Annotated in this window: 17 protein-coding genes; 7 read left to right on the forward strand and 10 right to left on the reverse strand. The window is 63.4% G+C overall.

Going from position 1 to position 16,735, the window contains the following annotated elements:
- Window positions 1-82: 82 nt before the first annotated feature.
- Window positions 83-790: an OmpW/AlkL family protein gene (locus PanNE5_RS03715; protein ID WP_051060084.1), complete on the forward strand. Its 708-nt coding sequence runs from the start codon at window positions 83-85 to the stop codon at window positions 788-790.
- Window positions 791-966: 176 nt separating this feature from the next.
- Here the strand turns inward: PanNE5_RS03715 and PanNE5_RS03720 are convergent, their stop codons facing one another.
- Window positions 967-1,539 (reverse strand): cytochrome b, encoded by a 573-nt coding sequence (locus PanNE5_RS03720; RefSeq protein ID WP_017232552.1) that lies wholly within the window; start codon window positions 1,537-1,539, stop codon window positions 967-969.
- 593 nt (window positions 1,540-2,132) lie between these two features.
- Here PanNE5_RS03720 and PanNE5_RS03725 point away from each other — a divergent pair.
- Both PanNE5_RS03725 and PanNE5_RS03730 read left to right on the forward strand, forming a co-directional pair.
- A complete protein-coding gene (locus tag PanNE5_RS03725; protein ID WP_017232553.1) occupies window positions 2,133-2,966 on the forward strand; it encodes an aldo/keto reductase in 834 nt (277 codons plus the stop codon).
- Window positions 2,967-3,051: 85 nt separating this feature from the next.
- Window positions 3,052-4,320, forward strand: coding sequence for an NAD(P)/FAD-dependent oxidoreductase (locus PanNE5_RS03730; RefSeq protein ID WP_261939255.1), 1,269 nt, complete (start codon window positions 3,052-3,054; stop codon window positions 4,318-4,320).
- An 81-nt stretch (window positions 4,321-4,401) separates the two neighbouring features.
- On the opposite strand, the gene PanNE5_RS03735 is transcribed toward PanNE5_RS03730, so the two are convergent.
- Window positions 4,402-5,403 (reverse strand): LLM class flavin-dependent oxidoreductase, encoded by a 1,002-nt coding sequence (locus PanNE5_RS03735; RefSeq protein WP_261939256.1) that lies wholly within the window; start codon window positions 5,401-5,403, stop codon window positions 4,402-4,404.
- Between the two features lie 162 nt (window positions 5,404-5,565).
- Between PanNE5_RS03735 and PanNE5_RS03740 the strand changes: the two genes are divergently transcribed.
- Window positions 5,566-5,982, forward strand: a complete 417-nt coding sequence (locus PanNE5_RS03740) for a winged helix-turn-helix transcriptional regulator (RefSeq protein WP_017232556.1) — start codon at window positions 5,566-5,568, stop codon at window positions 5,980-5,982.
- A gap of 2 nt (window positions 5,983-5,984) precedes the next feature.
- On the opposite strand, the gene PanNE5_RS03745 is transcribed toward PanNE5_RS03740, so the two are convergent.
- From PanNE5_RS03745 to PanNE5_RS03760, 4 genes are all read right to left on the reverse strand, one after another.
- Window positions 5,985-6,968 carry a succinylglutamate desuccinylase/aspartoacylase family protein gene (locus PanNE5_RS03745; RefSeq protein WP_261939257.1) on the reverse strand — a complete coding sequence of 328 codons (984 nt, stop codon included), beginning with the start codon at window positions 6,966-6,968 and terminating at the stop codon, window positions 5,985-5,987.
- Window positions 6,969-7,109: 141 nt separating this feature from the next.
- Window positions 7,110-8,429, reverse strand: coding sequence for an MFS transporter (locus tag PanNE5_RS03750; RefSeq protein WP_017232558.1), 1,320 nt, complete (start codon window positions 8,427-8,429; stop codon window positions 7,110-7,112).
- 174 nt (window positions 8,430-8,603) lie between these two features.
- Window positions 8,604-9,524: an alpha/beta fold hydrolase gene (locus tag PanNE5_RS03755; protein ID WP_261939258.1), complete on the reverse strand. Its 921-nt coding sequence runs from the start codon at window positions 9,522-9,524 to the stop codon at window positions 8,604-8,606.
- 231 nt (window positions 9,525-9,755) lie between these two features.
- Window positions 9,756-10,289 (reverse strand): MarR family winged helix-turn-helix transcriptional regulator, encoded by a 534-nt coding sequence (locus PanNE5_RS03760; protein ID WP_261939259.1) that lies wholly within the window; start codon window positions 10,287-10,289, stop codon window positions 9,756-9,758.
- 241 nt (window positions 10,290-10,530) lie between these two features.
- On the opposite strand from PanNE5_RS03760, the gene PanNE5_RS03765 reads away from it, so the two are divergent.
- Window positions 10,531-11,679: a M20 aminoacylase family protein gene (locus PanNE5_RS03765; protein ID WP_232424540.1), complete on the forward strand. Its 1,149-nt coding sequence runs from the start codon at window positions 10,531-10,533 to the stop codon at window positions 11,677-11,679.
- A 40-nt stretch (window positions 11,680-11,719) separates the two neighbouring features.
- Window positions 11,720-13,036, forward strand: a complete 1,317-nt coding sequence (locus PanNE5_RS03770) for an MFS transporter (RefSeq protein WP_261939260.1) — start codon at window positions 11,720-11,722, stop codon at window positions 13,034-13,036.
- Window positions 13,037-13,094: 58 nt separating this feature from the next.
- Here the strand turns inward: PanNE5_RS03770 and PanNE5_RS03775 are convergent, their stop codons facing one another.
- The gene (locus PanNE5_RS03775; RefSeq protein WP_261939261.1) at window positions 13,095-13,412 is read right to left on the reverse strand and encodes a DUF190 domain-containing protein; all 318 of its coding nucleotides are present in this window, start codon (window positions 13,410-13,412) and stop codon (window positions 13,095-13,097) included.
- A 421-nt stretch (window positions 13,413-13,833) separates the two neighbouring features.
- On the opposite strand from PanNE5_RS03775, the gene PanNE5_RS03780 reads away from it, so the two are divergent.
- The gene (locus PanNE5_RS03780; protein WP_261939262.1) at window positions 13,834-14,397 is read left to right on the forward strand and encodes a hypothetical protein; all 564 of its coding nucleotides are present in this window, start codon (window positions 13,834-13,836) and stop codon (window positions 14,395-14,397) included.
- Window positions 14,398-14,547: 150 nt separating this feature from the next.
- Here the strand turns inward: PanNE5_RS03780 and PanNE5_RS03785 are convergent, their stop codons facing one another.
- Genes PanNE5_RS03785 through PanNE5_RS03795 form a run of 3 tightly spaced genes read right to left on the reverse strand, consistent with a single transcriptional unit; the run spans window position 14,548 to window position 16,731 of the window.
- Window positions 14,548-14,970, reverse strand: a complete 423-nt coding sequence (locus PanNE5_RS03785) for a RidA family protein (protein WP_017232565.1) — start codon at window positions 14,968-14,970, stop codon at window positions 14,548-14,550.
- Window positions 14,971-15,028: 58 nt separating this feature from the next.
- Complete coding sequence (locus PanNE5_RS03790) at window positions 15,029-15,757, reverse strand: amino acid ABC transporter ATP-binding protein (RefSeq protein ID WP_261939799.1); 729 nt, start codon at window positions 15,755-15,757, stop codon at window positions 15,029-15,031.
- Between the two features lie 14 nt (window positions 15,758-15,771).
- Window positions 15,772-16,731 carry an agmatinase gene (locus tag PanNE5_RS03795; RefSeq protein ID WP_261939263.1) on the reverse strand — a complete coding sequence of 320 codons (960 nt, stop codon included), beginning with the start codon at window positions 16,729-16,731 and terminating at the stop codon, window positions 15,772-15,774.
- Window positions 16,732-16,735: the final 4 nt, after the last annotated feature.

Here is a 16,735-nt window from a genome sequence, read left to right on the forward strand (position 1 = left end):
CCCGCACTTGACGCGCATCAAGTTCGCCACGGAAGGCGGCTTCTACCATCGGTCGGGCTCACTCACGACTATGGAAACCACCATGAAGCTCTCTCTTGGCGCTACGGCCATCGCCGCCGCATTCGTCAGCTGTGCCGCCGTCTTCAGCCCATTCGCGGCGGCACAGGCAACGTCACAAACGACCGACAACGCCCCGGTCGAGTCAGCCAAACGCTTCGGCTTCATCAAGGACAGCTCGCAAGGGATTTACGCCGGCGACATCCTCGCACGCGTTCGCGTCATCGGCATTTTGCCGGACTCGCATGCAAGCGGCAGCGTGTTGCCAACGCTGGGGGTGAGCGTGAACAACGCCATCGTGCCGGAGCTGGATTTCAGCTACATGATTCTCGACAACGTTGGTGTTGAACTGATTCTTGGCATGTCACGTCATCAACTGACGTCCAGCATCGGGAACCTCGGCAGCCTGAACGTATTGCCACCGACGCTGCTGCTTCAATACCACTTTAATCATGCGGGCAAGGTACGTCCGTATGTCGGTGCAGGCGTCAACTACTCGCGCTTCTGGAACAGCAACCTGCAGGCGGGCGGCACGCCGATCTCGATCACGAACCACAGCTTCGGTCCGGCACTGCAAGCGGGTGTGGACGTTCAAATGACGAAGCATCTGTTCGTCAACATCGATGTCAAGAAGGTCTGGATGAAGACGGATACCTCGCTTGGCGGCACCGATCTGGGCACGCTCCACATCGATCCGTTGATCGTTGGCGTGGGGCTGGGCGTAACGTTCTGATACCCCTGCGGGCGCGCAAGAGAAACGTTCGGGTCAAACGCCGAAACGCGCTGGCCGTTACAAACGGCCAGCGCGCTCGCCCGTGCCTTGCTGGGCAGCACCGCACCCGCACACACGCGGCGCCCGGGGAGGCGCCGCGCAATGTCCCCTCAGAGCGGGCGACGCAAAAATCCCTTTTAAAGCATGCGTCGCAACGTATCGTCGCGACGGAAGTAGTGGTGCCACAGCGCCGCCAGCGCATGGAAGCCGATCACCCAATAGAACGCGTTGCCGATCGTCTCGTGAATCTCCTTGATCGAACGCCCCGTCTGTTCGTCTTTCGCAATGAACTGCGGCAGCGCGATATCCAGGCCTGGAATCGTGAGCGGATGCCCCTGGGCATTGAGCGTCAGATAGCCCAGCACCGGCTGCGCAAACATGAACAGATAGAGCAGCAGATGTGCGGCCGACGACCCGGCTCGCGCCCACCACGCTTGGCCTGGCAGCGCCGCCGGCGCGCCCTTGATCAATCGAATGAGCAAGCGCGGCACGGCCAGCACCAACACCGCGAGCGCAGCCCATTCGTGGATCGTGAGTGATAACGCACGTGGCGCACTCCCTCTCGGCAAATAGCCTTTGATAATGACGGCGGCATAGGCGATCACAATCAGCAATGCGATCACCCAGTGAAAGAAAACCGAGGTCGGCGCGTACCGCTCACCGGGCAAGAGCGACGAACCGCGCGAGCGGAACTTGATCGTGTTATCCATCTGGGGAGTTCCTCGAGTTTGGGGTCCCCCATTATCGCGTTCGTCCCGCGACAAGAAAAGGTCGCCAATTGTCACATTTGTTACCCAACGTTCCCCCCTGACATTCGGAATCCTCCTTCCCATAGGTAGATCGACTATGCCGACAATACGTCTGAAGCGCGCCCCCACTCGATGTTCGCGCCGCGCTGCGATGAACCTCCTTGGCCGACGCACGCTCGGTCGGCCTTTAAGCCCCGCTCGCGGGGCTTTCTTTTTTGCCCGTAACGCTCGCCCCCCTTTTCTTCCGCCCCCTCCTGTCCTCGCAGGTCCGATGCACACGACGGGAGCCATCACCGAGCCGTCTCGCTGCGGAGCAACAATCGCCATGTACATCGGTGAAATCAGCTTATCGCGGCGATGCGACGATAGGGCTGTGAACTATCCGAGAGAATCGGTGCACAAACGCAAAAGCGGCAATTTCCGAACGGTGCTTCAGGCGAGTCCGAGTCAAACGATCGGACGACACCGCAAAGTGTTGCGTGAAGCCCTCACGGCACTGGTCATCGCTCGACTTGCGGGCCGATAATGGTGACCAGGATTACGGAGGACAGGCCATGCGAAAAATCGCGCTGCCCCAGGGCGACACCGTGCCGGTACTCGGCCAGGGGACTTGGATGATGGGCGAGAAGCCGGAGCGGCGTCGCGAGGAGATCGCGGCGTTGCAACTGGGTGTCTCGCTGGGCATGACGCTGGTCGATACGGCCGAAATGTATGGAGAAGGGGCGACCGAGTGTCTCGTGGGCGAAGCGCTCGACGGACTGCGCGATGAAGTATTTCTCGTGAGCAAGGTCTACCCGCACAATGCCTCGCGACGTGGCGTGATCGCCGCTTGCGAGCGGAGTCTGGAACGCCTGCGCACCGATCGCCTCGACCTCTACCTGCTGCACTGGCGCGGCGACGTCCCGCTCGAAGACACGATTGCCGGCTTCGAAGCACTGCGTGAAGCGGGCAAGATCCGGCACTGGGGCGTGAGCAATTTCGATACGGACGACATGGAAGACTTGTTCGAGCTGCCCGGCGGCGACCAGTGTGCGAGCGATCAGGTGCTGTACAACCTTTCGCGGCGCGGTCCCGAGTATGACCTTGTCCCGTGGCTGGCGGCGCGCGGTCTGCCGATGATGGCGTATTCGCCGATCGAACAGGGACGGCTGCCGGCAAAAGGCGCACTCGACGACATCGCCGCCGCGCGCCATGTCGCACCGCTGCAGATTGCGCTTGCCTGGGTGCTGAGCCGCCCGGGCGTCATCGCCATTCCCAAGGCGAGCACGGACGCTCACGTACGCGCCAATCGTGCTGCCCATGACATCGATCTGACGGCGGAGGAACTATTACGAATCGATCATCAGTTCGAAGCGCCGTCGCGAAAGCGTCCGTTGGAAATGATCTGAACACATTCCTGAATTTTGAAGGCGTTCAGGGGTACGTACTTAACCCGGTACACTAGGCGCTTTCGTGTTTTCGCAGGGCGGCTTCATGAATGATTCACGTCCCGTCGTCGTTATCGGGGGCGGTTTGGTCGGCGTATGTACGGCCGCGTATCTTCAACGCGCCGGACACGCGGTGGTGATCGTCGACCGGCAATCGGCACGCCAGGCGGCGTCGCTTGGCAATGCGGGCTGCATCAATGGCTCGTCGGTCGTGCCCATCGCCATGCCCGGCGTGCTGTGGCAGGTACCCGGCTGGTTGATGCAACCGGAGGGTCCGCTGGTGCTGCGTTGGGGGTACCTTCCGCGCATGGTGCCATGGCTGATGCGCTTCGTCGCCGCCAGTCAGCCCGCACGTGTCACCGCGCAGGCGCGCGCGTTGCGCGCACTGCTCGGCCCCGCGCTCGACGCCTATCAACCGTTGCTTGACGATGCGGGCGCAAACGATCTCGTCACGCGTCGCGGCTATCTCATCGCCTATTCCAGTCAGAAGGGTATGGTGGGCGACGAAGGCGGGATGGCGCTGCGCCGCGACAACGGCGTGCACATCGAAACGCTGGATGCGAACGCATTGCGCGAGTTCGAGCCCACGCTATCGCATGACTTCGTCGGTGCCCGCTATATCGGCGAGACCGGCCACACGCCCGATCCCGGCGCGCTGTTGGCGCGCTTGACGGCGCAAGTGGTCGCGCGGGGCGGGCGAGTTGTCGATGCTGCCGCCACCGCCATCGAGACCAATGGCGCGCAGGCCGTGGCCGTGCACACCAACCGGGGCCGCGAAAGCGCAAGCGCCGTGGTGATCGCGGCCGGTGCATGGTCCGCACCGCTTGTGCGCCAATTGGGCGACACCGTTGTCTTCGACACCGAGCGCGGCTATCACGTGGAAATTCCGACGCCGCATGAGATGCCCTCACGTCCCGTCATGTGGGCCGAAGGCAAGCTGTTCGCCACACCGATGAACGGCCGTCTTCGCGGTGCGGGCACGGTCGAACTGGCCGGTCTGCAAGCCTCACCGAACTGGCGGCGCGCCGATCTGCTGCTCAATCAGTTGCACAAGATGTTCCCCGGCGCAGTGAACGGGACGAAGCCGACACAGTCGGTCGACGGTGCACGCTGGCAAGGATTCCGCCCCAGCACGCCCGATTCGCTGCCGGTATTGGGCGCGGCGTCGAAGGTGCCTAACGCTTTCTATGCATTCGGCCATGGCCACGTAGGTCTGACCGCCGCCGCCTCGACGGGACGCACGATTGCAGCGCTGGTGTCCGGCGAGCGGCCCGCCATCGACCTCTCGCCCTTCTCCATCGGCCGCTTTCGCTGACGGGGCAGGATCAGGCGGAGGACAGCGGGCGTGATCGTTGCGCCCCCTCCTTCGCCAATCCTCACGACGCGCTGCGTATCGTCATGACTTGCAGACGGACGCGACGATATCGCACGAGCGCAGGCGCAGCGCGGGATCGTAGATGTCGGTGACGAGCATCAGCTCATCGGCCTGCGTACGCTCGACCAGATCGGACAGACCGGCCCCCACCCGCTCGGGGCCACCCACCACGGCCACGCCGAGGAACGCTTCCACCGAGTGCCGTTCGGCCGGATCCCAGCGCGCGTCCATATCGTTCACGGGCGGCTGCAATTTCAGGCTTTGCCCGCGCATGAGCGCCAAAATCTTCTGCTGCGCGGACGTTGCGAGAAATGCCGCTTCCTCGTCCGTGGGCGCGGCCACGACCGGCGCGCCCACCATCACGTAGGGCTTATCCAACGCTGCCGAGGGACGGAATCGCTCGCGGTAAAGCCGAAGTGCGTCGAACAGGAACCGCGGGGCGAAGTGCGACGCGAACGCATACGGTAGCCCCAAATGCGCCGCGAGTTGCGCAGAAAACAACGACGAGCCCAGCAACCACACCGGAATATCGCTGCCCGCGCCGGGCGTTGCGACGAGCCGTTGTCCGGGCTGCGCGGGCGCAAGCAGCGCGCGCAATTCGGCGACCTGCTCGGGGAAATCGTCGCCATCGGACAATCGGTCGCGACGCAGCGCGCGCATGGTGGCCTGGTCCGCACCGGGTGCGCGCCCCAAGCCCAGATCGACACGTCCCGGATACAGCGCGGCGAGCGTGCCAAAGTTCTCGGCAACGACCAACGGCGGGTGGTTCGGCAACATCACACCGCCCGACCCCACGCGAATACGCGACGTCTTGCCTGCAACGTGACCGATCAACAGCGCCGTCGCCGAACTCGCGATGCCGTCCATGTTGTGGTGTTCGGCCAGCCAGAACCGCGTGAAGCCCAAGCGTTCAACGTGCTGCGCCAGTTCCGTGGATTGTTTCAGGGCATCGGCCACCGTGCCGCCGGCACGCACCGGCACCAGATCCAGCATTGAAAGGGCCGTCTTCGACAAACTGCTCATGGGAGTCTCCAAGTTCCTGCGCGCGCCCACTCCGCATGTCGACCCGCAGGCTTCCAGGCTCCCTCACACCGGATGACGCGCACCATCGCCACAAAGTATAGTGACGAAGGTCCCAAATCCCCAGTAGGCACCTTTCAGTTGAATAGTCACCAATTAGTAACCATGAACAAACTTGCCCCATTCGTTTTCGAGGAAACCTGCGTGCCGCGCCGCGTGCTGGAGCTCTTCAGCGTGAAGTGGACGAGCATGGTGTTGTACGCGTTGCAGTGCGGCACCACACGCACGGGGGAACTACAGCGCCGATTGCCGGGGATTTCCAAGAAGATGCTCACGCAGACGTTGCGCGAACTCGAACGCGATGGTCTGATTCACCGCGAGGTGTTTGCCGTCGTGCCGCCCAAGGTCGAGTATTCGCTCACGCCGCTGGGTGAATTGTTCATCGAGCCCATCGAGATGCTCTACCGCTGGGGCAATCAGCACGCCGACGTACTCGCCCAACTGAGCCTGCGCCGCGGCAAGCGGGCACAGGCTGGGGATTCCGGAGATTCCGGGGACGCTACCGACACGACGGCCCCATAGGATCAACGATCCAGCAACCGTCCCAGGCGCATCATCGTGACATTCACGCCAAGGTGCCGCATCGACGGTTGCACGATGACGCAGTTGTCATAGGGCGTGACGATCACCTCATCGCCATCGCGGGCGATCTCGGTGCCGGCCTTCTCGATCACTTCGAGCCCCGTGAACGGCTGCGAGAAGCGGAAGTCCATCGAGCGCGCCACAACCGGCTGCGTGATTTCCACGAACTTCTGGCGGGCGGGCTGCGTCTGCGTCAGGTACGGCGCCATGTCGGCTTCGGCCACGACGCCCGCATGAATCAGGAAACGCGCCGCGCAATCGAGCGCGACATCGCGGGCGCTCCCCGCGAAATGCTGACCGGTTTCGATCAGCAGTGCGTTCTTCGGGCTGGCCGGGTCGCCGAAGCCACCGTAATCGCGCATGCGCGTGCCGTTCGCGTGCCCCTTGTCGACGATCACGTGCTCGGGCGTGCCGAGTTCGGCGGCGAGGGCGATCGCCTTCTCCAGCGGACCGGTCATCATCAGCGGCGCGGACGCCTCGTGCATCGAGTGGATGTCGAGCAGCAGATCGACCGTGTCGATGAACGGACGCATCGCACGGGCACGCGCGAGCTCGCGGCTCTGACGCGCTCCGTCGAGCGTCGATGGCGTCCAGACGCGGTTCATGTCTTCGTCGAGGAAACGGGTAGCGTCGGCATTCTCCGCGCTGAATAGCGCGTACGCACCGATATTGCCGAAGCCCAGCGACAGACGGCCCGCCGTGGGACGCACACCGGCGGCAAGCAACGTATCGACCGCGATGGCGCCGCTCACTTCGTTGCCGTGCGTGAGCGCGAGAATCATCACGTGCTTGCCGGGCTTGCCGCTGTCGAACGAATGTAGGTAGTCGATGCCAGTGTTGCCGTCGCGCCAGCGGGTGATGTCGGGGAACGAGACTTCGATGGGGTATGCCGGCAGGGCGGCGCGGATCGCTTCAAGCGTGGTCATGAAAATGCTCCACAGAGGATGTCGCGAACGACGACGTCTCGGCAGGGAATGGCGAACGACGTCGTTGCGGCGGGATTCAGTTCATCGGACGATGGCGCCGGTGCGGGAAGTGCATTGCATGCCGATCGTCCGGGGCGTCGATCAAACCTTGGATACGCGGGGCGAGCCGTGCGTCATGCCGGCGATCTTGCCGGCGCGCACCCGGCGGCCGAGCGATATCACTGCGGTAACGCTGAGTACGGCGGTCGCCATCACGTAGAAGCTCGGCGCGAGCTTGTTGTGCGTGGCATCGATGAGCCAGGTCACGATGAGCGGTGCAAACCCGCCGAACAGCGTCACCGAGAAGTTATACGACAGCGCCAACCCCGTGCCGCGCGTGCTCGTCGGGAAGATGTCCGCCAGCAGGGCGGGCAGCGGCGCGAGACTCACCGCGATGAGCAGACCGACGAGCGCCTGAACCATGAGCAGCGTCTGGAACGTCGGATATTTGTTGAGCAACACGAACAAGGGGTACGTCGTGACGCCCACGAGAATGAGTGCCCAGAGCATTACGCGAATGCGACCGAAGCGATCGGAAAGGTGGCCCACGACCGGGGCGGCGATCATCAGCATCACGCCGGTGACGACCGCGCCGATGAACGATGACGTCGCCGGAATATGCAGTTGCTTGACGGCATACGTCGGCATGTAAAGCTTGTGGACATAGTTGAACGCTGTGGCCGCCGCGACAACCCCCGCGCCGAGCAACATATTGGCGCGATCACGACCGAAGACCTCGCGCAGCGGCGACGTTTCGCGCTGCTTTTGACCGAGCTTCTTGAAGTCGGCCGTCTCGTCGATATTGCGGCGAATGTAAAGACCGACCGGGCCGATGAGCAAGCCCACGGCGAAAGCGATACGCCATCCCCATGCGCTCAGTTGATCGGCGGTGAGCAGCAGGCTCAGCAGCGCAGACACCCCGGCGGCGAGCACGGTGGCGAGACCCTGCGTCGACATCTGCCAGCTCGCGAAGAAGCCACGGCGTTTCGCGTCGGCATGTTCGACCATGAAGGCCGTGGCGGCGCCGAACTCGCCGCCCGTCGAGAAGCCTTGCAACATGCGGGCGACGATGATCAGGAGCGGCGAGAAAATGCCGATCTGCGCATACGTCGGGGCGAATGCGATCATGGCGGTGCCGAGCATCATCAAGGCGATGGATACCGTGAGCGACGCCTTGCGGCCGGCACGGTCAGCGTAGCTGCCCAGAACGATCGAGCCCAGGGGACGCGTCACGAAGGAGATGCCGAAGGTGCCGACGGAGAGCAGCAACGACGTCGTCGGGTCGTGCGAGGGGAAGAACAACTGCCCGATCACGATGGCGAAGTAGCCATAGATCAGCAGATCGTAAAACTCAAGTGCATTACCGATGCTCGCGGCGCAAATTTCGCGCCACGGGTTGTGGGGTTTGGCGTTGTGGGTCATGCCCGGCTCCTCTGGATCGCTGGCGTTGGGGATAAGTGTGAGATGACCCCGGGGCGCCACGAAGGCGCGCTGGAGCCATCAGCCAGTCTCAGGAAGCGGAGTGTAGGCGGCAGAAAAAGAGGCTTCGTGCCGATTCGGCACGCACGGGTGCTGATTGAGAAGTCGGCGCGTGCATCACTGAAGAAACTGGACGATGGCCGCCACCGTCGCCTTCGGCTGCTCCTCCATCAGCCAGTGGCCAGCCCCCGGGATCACCACCCCCTGCACATTCCCGGCGGCCCCACGCGCCACGGTTTCCATCATGGTGCCGAACGATTTCTCGCCACCGATGGCGAGCACCGGCATCGGCAACGGGCCTTTGGCGAGGAAGGCTTTATTATCGATTGCGTCCTGGTCGAAAGCGTGGAATTGTTCGAAGCCGGAATGCATGGCACCGGGCAAGGCGTAGAACTTGGCGTAGTGCCGGCGCGATGCCTCGTCGAAGTTTTTCGGATTCGCCGAGAAATCGTTCCAGAAGCGATCCAGGTAAATGCGCTCGCGGCCTTTCACCAGCCGTTCCATGTCCGGCCCACCAAATCGGAAGTGCCACAGCAGCGGGTTCTTCAGAATCTCCTCCCACGGGCCGACGCCGGGTATCGGGGCATCCATCAACACGAGTTTGGACACGCGCTCGGGCTGCTCGGCCGCGAACGCGTAAGCGACCATGTTGCCGATGTCATGGGCGACCACGTCGACCTTGCCAATCTGGAGCGTGTCCAAAACACCGGCGATATCGCGTGCTTCGTTCTTCTTGTCGTAGCCGGTCGCGGGGTGGTCGGAAAGCCCCATGCCCCGCAGATCCGGCACGACCACCGTGTGAGTGGCGGCCAGCTTCGCGGCGAGCGGCGCCCACATGTCGCCGGTCTCACCGTAGCCATGCAGCAACACCACGGCAGGCCCATGGCCGCCGACGCGAACGTAAATCTTTGCGCCGTTGGTCGTAATGGTCCGCGTCTTGAAACTCGCCGGAAATGGCACGACTGCGGAGAAGGCTGGGACGACGGGCAAGACGTACAGCGAGGCAAGCAACAACAGAAACGAGAGCATCTTTCGCATTTCTAACCTCCGAGGGTCGAGAAAACCGATCCAAGACGCCACCGTTGGCGCCATCGATCGCTACCGCGAACCACGTGCTTCGTTACCGCGTCGTACCCGTGCTGGTTGCTTCCATGAAAGAATCGGCGCTGATGCGAACACCCTCTGCACCCATGACGCGCTACGCCCCGGAACGTTCATGGGCTGTCGTGTCGCGCCGAACCGACGACCCCGCCCGCGCGTCCGCAACGTTCACCCCTGAGCCTTTCCCGCCTTCTGAAACGCGTCGACCAACTTGTCGACAATGCTGTTCAGTTGCCCGCGCTCGTCGGCACTGAGCATCGACAGCATTTCCGTCTCCATCGACTGCCCAAGCTCGTCGCTGGACACGCGCAGGCGCTTGCCGGCCGCCGTCGGCCACAGTTGAAAGTGACGCGCGTCGTCGGGATGGATCGAGCGCCGAACCAGCTTGCGTTGAATCAAGTCCGCGATCAGCTTCGAGAGCAACGTCTTCTCGACGAGCGTCTGCGCATTGAGCGCGCTCGCGGTAATCCCGGGGGCGTCGCAGATCACGCGCAGCACGCGCAATGAACGCACATCGAGCCCGAACGCGGGACGATACTCGGCGTTGGCACGGCTGATCATCTCGCTTTTGATCAGGTCCAGCTTGAACGTCAAATAATAGGCCACGCCACCGGCCGTGCCGCCTTCTCCTTTGGCCTTGTCGTCTTTGCCACGGCCCCCCGGTCCTTCGTCATGTCCCGCCGGTGACGTTCCTGCTCGCATGTGCTGCCGCCCTGTCTGAAGTCTGCATCCCATCGAAGCGCGTTGCGCCGGCCTACCCTCGCCCGCAGCCGCTTCGCCACGGACGATGATAGCTCAGCCGGATCGATGGTCGACAACATCCGGGTAATTCATTAGTTGAAATATTCAACTAATGAATTACCCTTCGACCAGAAGCATTCGTTCGGGCAGTCCCTGGACGGTCCCCACACTCCCCCGTGAAAAAGAGGTTGGCGCAATGCAGATGGATGGCGAATTGAGCGGTCTTGGAGAACAGATGCGCACGTGGCGCAGGGACATCCACCAGCATCCGGAGTTGGGCTTTCACGAGCATCGCACGGCCGGTCTGGTGGCAAGGCTGCTCGCCGACTGGGCAATCGACATCGAGACCGGTATCGCCGGCACTGGCGTGGTCGGCACGATCCACGGCACGCGGGGCGAGGGACCGTCGATCGGTCTGCGCGCCGACATGGACGCGCTGCCGATGAGCGAAAAGGGCACGTCCGCGCACCGCTCAACGCACGACAATGTGTTCCACGGCTGCGGTCACGACGGTCACACAGCCATCCTGCTCGGCGTCGCCAGGCACTTGTCCCTGAATCGCGATTTCCGGGGCACCATCCATCTGATCTTTCAGCCGGCCGAGGAAACGCTACGCGGCGGCTCGGCCATGATCGACGACGGCCTGTTCGAGCGATTCCATTGCGACGAAATCTACGCGCTGCACAACAACAACGCTCTGCCGGCCGGCAAGGTCGGCGTGCGCAGCGGTGCCATTCTGTCGGCATGCGACCTGTTCCGCATCACCATCAAGGGCATCGGCAGCCACGCGGCGATGCCGCACAAATCGATCGATCCGTTGATCGTCGGGACCACCCTGGTGCAGTCGATACAGAGCATCGCGAGTCGCAACATCGACCCGCTCGACACCGCTGTGGTGAGTGTGTGCAAGTTCCTGTCGGGCACGGCGATCAACGTCATCCCCGACACCGCGGTGCTCGAAGGCACCGTGCGCACGCTGTCAGTCAAGGCACAGGACATCACGCTCGCACGACTGCGCACGATTTGCGAAGGCGCGGCGACGATGTATGGCTGTGAAGTCAGCTTCGAGCATCTGCAAACGTCGCCGCCGACCGTCAACACCCCCACCGAAACCGAACATGTGCGGCGCGCGGCGGAGCGCGTTCTCGGTGTGGACAACGTGATCGTCGACGTCGCCCCGCTGATGGCCTCGGAAGACTTCGCGTTCATGTTGCAGCAGCGCCCGGGCTCGTACTTCTTCCTCGGTCACGACGGACTCACCTGTCACCACCCCGAATTCGATTTCGACGACGACACCGCCCCCACCGGCGTGGCCGTGTTCCTCGAAATCGTCCGGCAACGGCTTGGCTAAGCCGGCCTCACTTCCAACAATCGATCAGAGGGGAACCGCAATGAACGAAAACCCGACACCGTCGCCGGCGATGGTGCGCAAAGTCGTCATCGCCTCGGTACTCGGCAATGCCTTCGAATGGTTCGACTTCGCGATCTACGGTCTGTTCGCCGTAATGATCGCGAAGCTTTTTTTCCCGAGCGGCAACGAGTTCGCGTCGATGCTGCTCACACTTGCGACGTTTGGCGTCGGCTTCGCGGTACGGCCGCTCGGCGGCGTACTGCTCGGCCTCTATGGCGACCGGGTCGGCCGCAAGAAAGCGCTGTCGCTGACGATCGTGCTGATGGCGGTCGGCACCGGCATGATCGGCATCTTGCCGACGCATGAGGCTATCGGCATTGCGGCGCCGATCCTGATGGTGCTTGCGCGGCTGATCCAGGGCTTCTCGGTCGGCGGCGAGTTCAGTGGCGCGACCACGATGCTGGTGGAGTTCGCCCCCGCGAATCGCCGCGGCTTTTTCGGCAGCTTCCAGATGTGCTCGCAGGCGCTGGCGTTCTCTCTCGGTGCCTTGGTGGCCTATCTACTGACAGTCAATCTCGCGCCGCACGATCTCGAGTCGTGGGGCTGGCGCCTGCCGTTCCTGCTCGGCATTCTGATCGGGCCGGTCGGCTGGCTGATCCGCTCGAACGTCGACGAATCGCCGGAATTTCTCAATTACGCGAACGATGTGAAACGCGGCAAGATTCAGCGCGTGAACACGCCGCTGCGCACCGTGTTCCGCGACTATCCGCGCGCGGTGTTCGGCACGCTCGGCATCTCGGTGGTCGGCACCGTGTCGGCCTACGTGTTCGTGTTCTTCCTGCCGATCTTCGCGAAGAAGCAACTGGGCATGTCGGCCGCCGACGTCAACCTGAGCACGTTCATCGCCACCCTGGTCATCCTCGTGTTCTGCCCGCTTGCCGGCTATTTGTCGGATCGCTACGGCCGCAAGGCGGTCCTGCTGCCGGCGATCATCGCGTATGGCGTGGCGTCGTACGTGCTGTTCAAGCACTTCGTCACCCTGCCGAGCCTGGGCTCGCTGCTGGCGGTGCAGATCGGCGTGTCGTTCTTCATGAGCTTCTTCTGGGGCCCGACGCCGATCGTGCTGACCGAGGTGTTTCCAGTCAGCGTGCGCTCGACCGGCGCCGCCGTCACCTACAACCTCGCGGTGCTGGTATTCGGCGGCCTCGCGCCGTTCCTGAATACGTGGCTCGTGCATGTGACCGGCAGCAATCTCGCGCCGATCTACTACGTCCTGACGAGCGTGGTCGTCGGGCTGGCCGGTGTGTTGGTGTTGCCGTCGGCCGAGCGGCGCGCCTCAGCGGCGCTTGCGACCTGAGCCGCTTACAAAGCACGCGCGAACAGGGCGGTCGGCGGCGTCGTGCCTCCGCCCTGCGCTAACCATCGCCAAGCATGCCGAATTCAATCGGGAAGCGCGTATAGAAAACGTGGACGCGTTGCGCACGAATCACGTCGAGCAGGCGTTCGGCTTCCTCATCGGTGATGGCCAACACGACCTCGACCGGTTGTTCGGCGAGCTCAAAGAATCGGGCGGCATGACGCTTTCCGACATGATCGATACCTTCCGTGCCCACGAACAGGGTGGCCCCGCGAATCCCCAGCTGCCGCACTTCGCTCATGATCCAGTCGGCGACCGGCTGATGGCCATGGCGGTGATTCTGCTGTGTGTAGAAGGTGAGTTGACATCCGTGCATGACGACCTCCCCAGGCGCAGCGTGCGCCACGTTCGCGCGCCCCTGACTGGCATACCCTCGCCCGTTGATTTAAATCTAGCACATCGCGCTTCACCGGGAACGCGACTCGTTCAATGCGCCGCCCAACCGCCGGTCCGCTGCGTCGGCAACCGCCGTCACGATCTCGGGACAAACCCCGAGCCGCGTCGTTGCCCCCCACGCAAGCGTCAGGTCCGACGGGCTTGGGCAGGCAGTTCCGCTCTGACGACGATCAACCTCAGTGCAAATTGGGGTAGCGGGACGCAAATGACTGACTACACTTCCTAAATGCGTACGACGCGAAAAGGCCACGAAAGACGGTTCGTAATACGAAGGTCGTTGTACGTGAGACAAATTGGGGCTGGCGACGTAGCGTTTCCATTCCTTCACGGGAGGCATGTCCATGACGTGCCTAGGCAAATGGATGATCGGCGCGTGTGTCGTCACGCTAAGCGGCGTGGCGATCGCAGAGGGCGCCAACTCGGGCTCATCCGAACAGATGATGCTGGCCAACGTTGGCCCCGGGCCACTCCCCATACACGTGCCGCAACCGCCTCCACCGGTCTCCGTTGCTGCCGTTCCGGCCGTTCGCGTCACCCTGTATCCGTTTGGTCGCGAGGGTCCGGAGCCGACCGCGCTGGCCGACGACAGCGCATTCCTTTACACGCGCATCGAATCGATCAACAGCGCCCTGCCGACGGCGGACAACGGACATGTGGACTGGATCGACACCTCGACCTCGGAACCGGCCGCGCGGCCGACTCACAGCTACCTGAAGATCGGACCTTCCACGGCGCCGCAGTTGTCCCTCGTGCAGTGGGCCAACACCGACGATAAGCTGGGCTCCGACCCGAAGCGCGGATTGTCGCTCAAGACGGAGGAATGGACGTTTTCGGCAAGTGCCCGTGTGCCGCTGCTGCGCTCGCACGACTTGGGTGCGACGATTTACGTCAAACGCCGCTTCTGAGTGGGCTGCTGAGTGGGCTTCTGAGTGGGCTTCTGAGTGCGCTTCGGTGCGTTTGACCGCGCTTGGCGCAGCGCGATACGTGGCCGGCGCTTGCACGCCGGCCCGACGTTGTTGTTGCTTCACTTATGCGGCTTATGCCGCTCGTGCCGCTTATGCCGACGACACCGCCGGCTTCACCGCCGTCACATCGATTTCGACCAGCCACTCCGGGCGCGCCAGCGCCTGCACAACGATGCCGGTCGACACTGGAAACACGCCCTTGAGCCAGCGTCCCATGACGTTGTAGACCGCCTCGCGATAACGCGGATCGACGAGATACACCGTGACCTTGCAGATATCCGCGAGCTGGCTGCCGCACTCGTCGAGCAGCATCGCAACGTTGGCCATGGCCTTTTCGGCCTGCGCGGCAACATCGCCGATGCCAACGGATTCGCGCGTATCGAGATCCTGGCCGATCTGACCACGCAGATAGATGGTGTTGCCGGCGACGACCGCCTGACAGAGGTCGTTGTCGAGCTTCTGCTCCGGGTAAGTGTCGCGGGTGTTGAATTTGCGGATTCGGGTGTGCGTCATGATGTCTCGGTATGGAGTCTTGATGTGGGTGAGCTCGGCGCGCGATGGCGTCGCGCACTCAATGTGTCAGGATCTTCGAGAGAAAGCGTTTGGCGGCGGCACTGGCGGCGTCGTTGAAGAACATGTCGGTCGGACTGTCCTCGATGATGGCGCCGTCCTCCATGAACACCACGCGATGGGCCACGCGTCGCGCGAACCCCATCTCGTGCGTGACGACCATCATCGTCATGCCTTCGCGGGCGAGTTCGACCATCACGTCGAGCACCTCGTTGACCATCTCCGGGTCCAGCGCCGAGGTCGGCTCGTCGAACAGCATCGCCGTCGGGTCCATCGACAACGCGCGCGCAATCGCCACGCGTTGCTGCTGACCGCCCGACAACTGCCCGGGATACTTGTGCGCATGCGCCGACAGACCGACGCGATCGAGTAGCGCGCGCGCCTTGGTGCGGGCCGCATCGACGCCGCGGCCCAGCACGATCTGCTGCGCGAGCGTGAGATTGCGCGTGAGATCCAGATGCGGGAACAGCTCGAAATGCTGGAAGACCATGCCAACCTTGCTGCGCAGCTTCGGCAGGTCGGTCGTCCTGGCCGTGAGCGACGTGCCGTCGACGACGACATCGCCCTTCTGGAAAGGCTCCAGTGCATTGACCGTCTTGATCAGGGTCGACTTGCCGGACCCGGACGGTCCGCACACCACCACGATCTCGCCCGCGCCCACCTGCGTTGAGCACTGCTTGAGCACGTGATGCGCGCCGTACCATTTGTCGACGTTCCGGATGTCGATGATGGGCTGTGCGGTGCTCATTTGTCGAAGTGCCCCGCGCGAATCGATGCGCCGATCAGGTTGAGAATCAGACGACCGGCCGTCACGCACGAGATCATGTTGGCGTCGTCCTTCTCGGGCTGAATCTCCACGATGTCCATGCCGACCACGCGTCCCTTGCGTACCAGGCCGTGAATCAGCTTGCGCGCCTGTACAAACGTCACCCCACCGGGCGCGGGACCGGCAACGGCCGGCATCGTCGACGGATCGAGGCCGTCCGCGTCGATGGTGAGGTAGTAGTTGCCGCCGTCCGGAATGCGATCGAGCACGGCGTCCATGCCGATGTCATGCAGCTCGTACGCGGTCACCAGTTCGGCACCGTAGGCGCGCGCCGCGACGAGTTCCTCGTAACGGCCGCTCCCCTGCGCGCGCAGGCCGATCTGCACGATGCGGTCCACGTGCGCCATCTCCGAGGCGCGGCGAATCGGGCTCGAGAGGCCTTCGCGCACGCCGTTCACCTCGTCACGCCAATCCAGGTGGGCATCGATGTGCACGAGCGTGATGGGCCCCTTTTGGTCCAGGCCGCGCAGCACGGGCGTCGTAATGCCGTGGTCGCCGCCAAGCACGATGGGCATCGCACCGCCGGCCACGATGCGACGCACCGCCGCCTCGGCGCGGGCATAGTGCTCGCCGGGCTTCGTCAGGTCCGGGATGATGTCACCACAATCGACGAAGCGAATATCCGTGCGCCCCTGGAGCAGCGGCCCGTCGATGTCGAAGTCGTAGTGGTTCGGGCGACGCGCGATGCGATCCGTCGCCTGGCGGATGGCGGACGGCGCATTCGTCTGGTCGTTGCTGAAATCCGACGCCGCGTACGGGGCACCGTAGGGCATGCCCAACACGGCGATGTCGGCCTTGAGGTTGTCGATATCGAGATCCAGCGCCGAATACAGCAGGGTCGGATGGCCGGTGCGAGGGGCCACGGTGTAGGTCGTCATGAAA

Origin of the sequence: Pandoraea sp. NE5, from assembly GCF_024363545.1 — a bacterium.
In the GTDB taxonomy this organism is placed as follows: domain Bacteria; phylum Pseudomonadota; class Gammaproteobacteria; order Burkholderiales; family Burkholderiaceae; genus Pandoraea; species Pandoraea cepalis.

Excerpts from the sequence above, each read along its gene's own strand:
- PanNE5_RS03775 (WP_261939261.1), bottom strand. The coding sequence starts at position 13,412 with ATGCACGGATGTCAACTCACCTTCTACACACAGCAGAATCACCGCCAT.
- PanNE5_RS03730 (WP_261939255.1), top strand. The coding sequence starts at position 3,052 with ATGAATGATTCACGTCCCGTCGTCGTTATCGGGGGCGGTTTGGTCGGC.
- PanNE5_RS03720 (WP_017232552.1), bottom strand. The coding sequence starts at position 1,539 with ATGGATAACACGATCAAGTTCCGCTCGCGCGGTTCGTCGCTCTTGCCC.
- PanNE5_RS03770 (WP_261939260.1), top strand. The coding sequence starts at position 11,720 with ATGAACGAAAACCCGACACCGTCGCCGGCGATGGTGCGCAAAGTCGTC.
- PanNE5_RS03755 (WP_261939258.1), bottom strand. The coding sequence starts at position 9,524 with ATGCGAAAGATGCTCTCGTTTCTGTTGTTGCTTGCCTCGCTGTACGTC.
- PanNE5_RS03735 (WP_261939256.1), bottom strand. The coding sequence starts at position 5,403 with ATGAGCAGTTTGTCGAAGACGGCCCTTTCAATGCTGGATCTGGTGCCG.
- PanNE5_RS03765 (WP_232424540.1), top strand. The coding sequence starts at position 10,531 with ATGGATGGCGAATTGAGCGGTCTTGGAGAACAGATGCGCACGTGGCGC.
- PanNE5_RS03725 (WP_017232553.1), top strand. The coding sequence starts at position 2,133 with ATGCGAAAAATCGCGCTGCCCCAGGGCGACACCGTGCCGGTACTCGGC.
- PanNE5_RS03785 (WP_017232565.1), bottom strand. The coding sequence starts at position 14,970 with ATGACGCACACCCGAATCCGCAAATTCAACACCCGCGACACTTACCCG.
- PanNE5_RS03740 (WP_017232556.1), top strand. The coding sequence starts at position 5,566 with ATGAACAAACTTGCCCCATTCGTTTTCGAGGAAACCTGCGTGCCGCGC.
- PanNE5_RS03780 (WP_261939262.1), top strand. The coding sequence starts at position 13,834 with ATGACGTGCCTAGGCAAATGGATGATCGGCGCGTGTGTCGTCACGCTA.
- PanNE5_RS03760 (WP_261939259.1), bottom strand. The coding sequence starts at position 10,289 with ATGCGAGCAGGAACGTCACCGGCGGGACATGACGAAGGACCGGGGGGC.
- PanNE5_RS03715 (WP_051060084.1), top strand. The coding sequence starts at position 83 with ATGAAGCTCTCTCTTGGCGCTACGGCCATCGCCGCCGCATTCGTCAGC.
- PanNE5_RS03795 (WP_261939263.1), bottom strand. The coding sequence starts at position 16,731 with ATGACGACCTACACCGTGGCCCCTCGCACCGGCCATCCGACCCTGCTG.
- PanNE5_RS03750 (WP_017232558.1), bottom strand. The coding sequence starts at position 8,429 with ATGACCCACAACGCCAAACCCCACAACCCGTGGCGCGAAATTTGCGCC.
- PanNE5_RS03745 (WP_261939257.1), bottom strand. The coding sequence starts at position 6,968 with ATGACCACGCTTGAAGCGATCCGCGCCGCCCTGCCGGCATACCCCATC.